The organism is Micromonospora sp. KC207 (assembly GCF_004348615.1).
GTDB lineage: Bacteria > Actinomycetota > Actinomycetes > Mycobacteriales > Micromonosporaceae > Micromonospora.
In genome coordinates, this window is the sequence record NZ_SMKJ01000415.1 from 1 (window position 1) to 4,266 (window position 4,266).

The 4,266-nt window shown below is 66.9% G+C and carries 3 protein-coding genes and 1 pseudogene; 2 read left to right on the forward strand and 2 right to left on the reverse strand.

Features of this window, described 5'->3' with window-relative positions:
• A partial coding sequence (gene istA / locus E1258_RS30355) for an IS21 family transposase (RefSeq protein WP_132407142.1) occupies positions 1 to 1,245 on the reverse strand: 1,245 nt, incomplete at its 3' end.
• A 70-nt stretch (positions 1,246 to 1,315) separates the two neighbouring features.
• Between istA and E1258_RS30360 the strand changes: the two are divergent.
• Positions 1,316 to 2,452: pseudogene (locus E1258_RS30360) on the forward strand (tyrosine-type recombinase/integrase); the annotation flags it as partial.
• Positions 2,453 to 2,822: 370 nt separating this feature from the next.
• Here the strand turns inward: E1258_RS30360 and E1258_RS30365 are convergent.
• Entirely contained in the window at positions 2,823 to 3,626 is an 804-nt protein-coding gene (locus E1258_RS30365; RefSeq protein WP_165949943.1) for an alpha/beta fold hydrolase, read from the reverse strand.
• Positions 3,627 to 3,932: 306 nt separating this feature from the next.
• On the opposite strand from E1258_RS30365, the gene E1258_RS30370 reads away from it, so the two are divergent.
• On the forward strand, positions 3,933 to 4,157 hold the full coding sequence (locus E1258_RS30370) for a hypothetical protein (protein ID WP_207919829.1): 225 nt from the start codon (positions 3,933 to 3,935) through the stop codon (positions 4,155 to 4,157).
• Positions 4,158 to 4,266 lie beyond the last annotated feature (109 nt).

A 4,266-nucleotide genomic window follows, 5' to 3' on the forward strand; every position in this document is an offset into this window, starting at 1 on the left:
GGGTGGGGTGTCGCCGGTGGTGATCGCCCGGGTGTGTCCGTCGGGCAGACCGTCCCAGTGGCTTGGGTTCACCACGCGGGCGCCGCGTCCGACCGCCCTCGGGTGGCTGGCCAGCAGGGTCTGGCCGTGCTGGTCGGCGGTGGTGGCGTGGATGGCGATGGTCGCGGCGGTGGCGCGGACCTCGACCAGCTGTCGGTGCCGGACCCAACGGGCGGGGACGGAGTAGAGGTTCGCGTCGTAGGCGACCAGGCAATCTTTGCCGACATGCCGCAGATGCCTCGCGGCGACCACGTAGGGCCGCGCCGGCAGGGACCGCAGGGCGGCGTGGTCGCGTGCGGCGCGGACGCCGATGACCTCGCCGTGGGTGCGGTGGGTTCGGGCCCGGCGCATCGGCACCCACGCTTGGAACGCGGCGTCCAGGTCGGCCAGCGACGAGAAGCCCCGCCCGGCCAGGACGTGGTCGCGGACGATGGTGACCTGCCGCTCGACCCGGCCCTTGCCGGTGGGTCGGTAGGCGGCCAGGACGTCGATGTCGAAGTCGTAGTGCCCGGCGAACGCGACCGCCTCCGGGTGCAGTGGCACCGCCTGTCCGGGGGCGACGTGCCGGCGCACCACGGTTTTCGTCCGGTCGTAGACGATCGACTTGGGCACCCCGCCGAAGTGGGCGAACGCCCGCCGGTGGCACTCCCAGAATGCTGACAGGTCCTGACTGGTGGTGAAGCAGCAGAACGGATCTCGCGAATACGACAGCACCATGTGGAACGAGTAGACCTTGGCGATCCCGACGTGGGTCAGGATTCCACCTTCGTCGCCCCAGTCGACCTGCGCCTGCGCACCGGGCACCACCTCGAACCGGCGGTGCAATCCGGCCAGTTCGTCCGGGCCGATGCCCAACTCCGCCGCGATCCGCGGCCGGGCTTCCTGCAGATAGAGCTTCACCCGCTGGTAGTTGCCGGTGAACCCGTACTGCTCGACCAGCCGCTCATGGATCACCGTGCCCTTGAGCAGCAGTTCCGCCCGCAGCCACGCGTCGATCACGTGCGCGAACGGGCTCAACACCGACGCCCGGGCGTCCCGACGCGGTGACCGCTGCGGCGGCGCCGGCGCGGCCTCGCCCGCCAGGTACTTCCGCACCGTCTTGCGATCCAGCCCAGTCTCCCGAGCGATCTGCGACAGGCTCAGCCCCGCCTCATGCAGCGCACGGTACCGGCGCAGCTCCAGCCACCGCTCCGACCGCAGAACCATCGCCGCCCTCCGCCCAGCTCATACCGGGCGAAGTCTTACTCATCGGACACCCCGCCAGCCCGTCGCCACGCCGCGGCCTGGCCACGTTCATCCGTACCTACCTGGGGACACCAACCCGTACACCGACAACTACCTCACCGACTGGCTCGCCGGACGCAACAACATCAAGAAAGGCACCCTGCGCTCCTACGAAGGCCACATCCGCCTACACCTCATCCCGCACCTCGGGCACCTACGCATCGACCGGCTCCGCCCCGGTCACATCGACGCCATGTACGAGGCCATCGCCGAACGCAACACCACCATCACCACCCTGCGCGCCAGCCGCGACCAAGCGAAACGCGACCAGGTCAAGAACCAAAGGGCCGTCGGCCCCCGAACCCTGCACCTCATCCACGCCACCCTGCGCAAGGCCCTCAACGACGCGATGCGCCGCCACCGCTACCTCGACACCAACCCCGCCCTCATGGTCGAACTCCCCACCGCCCGGGCACCCAAGCCCACCGTGTGGACCGACCAACGCGTCCGCACCTGGCGCGACACCGGCAAGACTCCCAGCCCGGTCATGATCTGGACCCCCGAACACACCGGGCGGTTTCTCGACCACACCCACGACGCAGGCGACCGCCTCTACGTCCTCTACCACCTCATCACCTTCACCGGCCTGCGCCGAGGCGAAGCCTGTGGCCTGCACTGGGACGACCTTGACCTCGACGCCAAGACTCTCACCGTCCGCTGGCAACTCGTCCAACACGGCTGGGCCACCACCATCGACACCCCCAAAACCACCGACAGGGAAGCCACCATCGCCGTCGACACCGAAACCATCACCGTCCTGCGCACCCACCGCGCCCAACAGCACCGGGAACGCCTCGCCGCCGGCACCACCTGGACCAAGACCGGCCTGGTGTTCACCACCCCGACCGGCGGGCGGCTCCACCCTGCTGACGTCACCGACCACTTCCACCACCTCGCCACCCAAGCTGGGCTACCACCCATTCGGCTTCACGACCTCCGCCACGGTGCCGCCACCATGGGACTCGCTGCCGGCGTCCAGATGAAAGTCATCTCCAACCGACTCCGCCACTCCAGCCCACACTTCACCGCCACGTTCTACGGCGCCGTCCTCCCCGAACTCTCACACGCCGCAGCGGAAGCAACGGCATCAGTCGTCCCGCGTCGGCGTGGCGTGACAAAGCCGGCATAAGTCGCACGAGCATGCACGCCCGTCATCAGCAGCAGCCAGCCGGCAGCGTCGCCGGCTGGCTGCTGTGTCAAATGACTTGACCTTTGCAAAGGTATAGGCGTGGATCGTTGCAGCCATCGCCGATGGGCGCTGGCGCCCCTGCTGATGAAACGGCACCTGCGGGAGCGGCGTATGCACCGGTCGGACGCGCAGCCCGAGATCTTCTGGCCCGTGCACAGGGGCGGCAGACGATGTGAGACAGAGCCGCAAGATCCACAGACCCACGACGCCCTCCACGATTCCAGAGGATTGACAGGGGATTGACATCTAGCGTCCATGACATTCGTTGCGTTGTGTCGACGCAGGTCTTCGACGGATCACCGTCAGGCGATCAGATCATCCCTTGTAGGAAGCCTTGAACCAGGCGCAGGCTGGCACGGGGAGCCTCGGCAAAGACGTGATGGCCGGCTCCGGCCAGAACCTGGACCTTCGCCAGAGACGGCCGCATCGCCGAAGCGATGTCGTGCGCGTGTGAGGGCGGCGTCAGTGGATCACGCTGACCGGACAGGATCAGTGTCTGGCAGCGGATCCGGTGCAGCACCCCGTACAGGTCCAGATTGCGGTGCTCACCTTGAACGTAGTGCAGGAGCACGTCATCGTTCATGCCCTGCAGTGCCGGACGGCCCTGCCGGATCGGGGCGAGCGCTGGTCGGCCAGGATACAGCGGGGCACACAGCAGGCGGTACGAGGCCAGTGAGCTGGGGGTCGGTTCCTCCCAAAACCGCCTGGCTGCCTGGCCGGCTGCAGCACCGCCCAGCTTCTCGAACAGCGGATACGACGTGGAGAAGTCGCCGCTCGCGTAGGGCGACGCCAGGATGAGACCACCGGTCCGGTCCGGATACTCGATGGCATAGCACATGGCAATCAGTGTGCCGAAGGATTGACCGAGCAGAATCGGCCGCTCGACGCCGAGCGTCTCACACACAGTACGTACATCGTTGGTCCAGGTACGTAGATTCCAGTCGGCGGACGTGCTGCGAAAGCTGCGTCCGCCACCGCGCTGATCGAGATAGATTACCTGAGCCCAGCGGGCAAGTGCGGACATCCGCGGTTTGAAGACTGCGTGGTCGGCTCCGGGGCCACCGTGTAGCAGCAACACGGTCGGGCGCTCGTGCCAGCCGTCCGTACCGGCCACCCAGGACAGTCCCTCGACGTCCAGGAAGATTCCGTTGACGTAGATGGTGCCTCCTCGGCGTCGGGTCCGCCTCAAGGGCGGAAAGGGGTGAATGGTGGCAACGGTACGGACCGCTCTCGCGGTGGTACACCTAGTACTCCAGCCGTAGTTGCCCGATCTTAAGTTTTACCAGCTCATTAGCATGATCGACATTCGAGTCATGTCAGCTGTGCAGCTGCGGACATCGATGCTATTCGGCGGACAGGTTGCGTGGTCGCACCGTCTGTCTGTTGTGGGCGGTTGGAGGGCGGGCAGGCTTCCGGGCTTGTGTTGATCGATGAGATCGTCGGCTGGCGGGCGGGTCTGGATGATCTGTTGGCGCGGTTTGCGCACCGTTTCGGGCGGGCGGAGCCGCGCCGGCAGGCGCTGACCTACCTTGTCGGGTTGCTGTCGCCGTTGGCGACCAAGAACGGCTGGACCTTGGCTGAGGCCGCAGGGGACGCGACGCCGGACCGGATGCAGCGGCTGCTGAACCCCTGTCTGTCAGGGTGAGTTGAGGCCAGCGGTTCATAGCAAGTCCGCCGGACAGGGCGAGTTCAGGATCGAGAAGCGTTGAATACTGCTGTAGACGTCGTGACGGCCCAGGATGGGGTCATGAGTC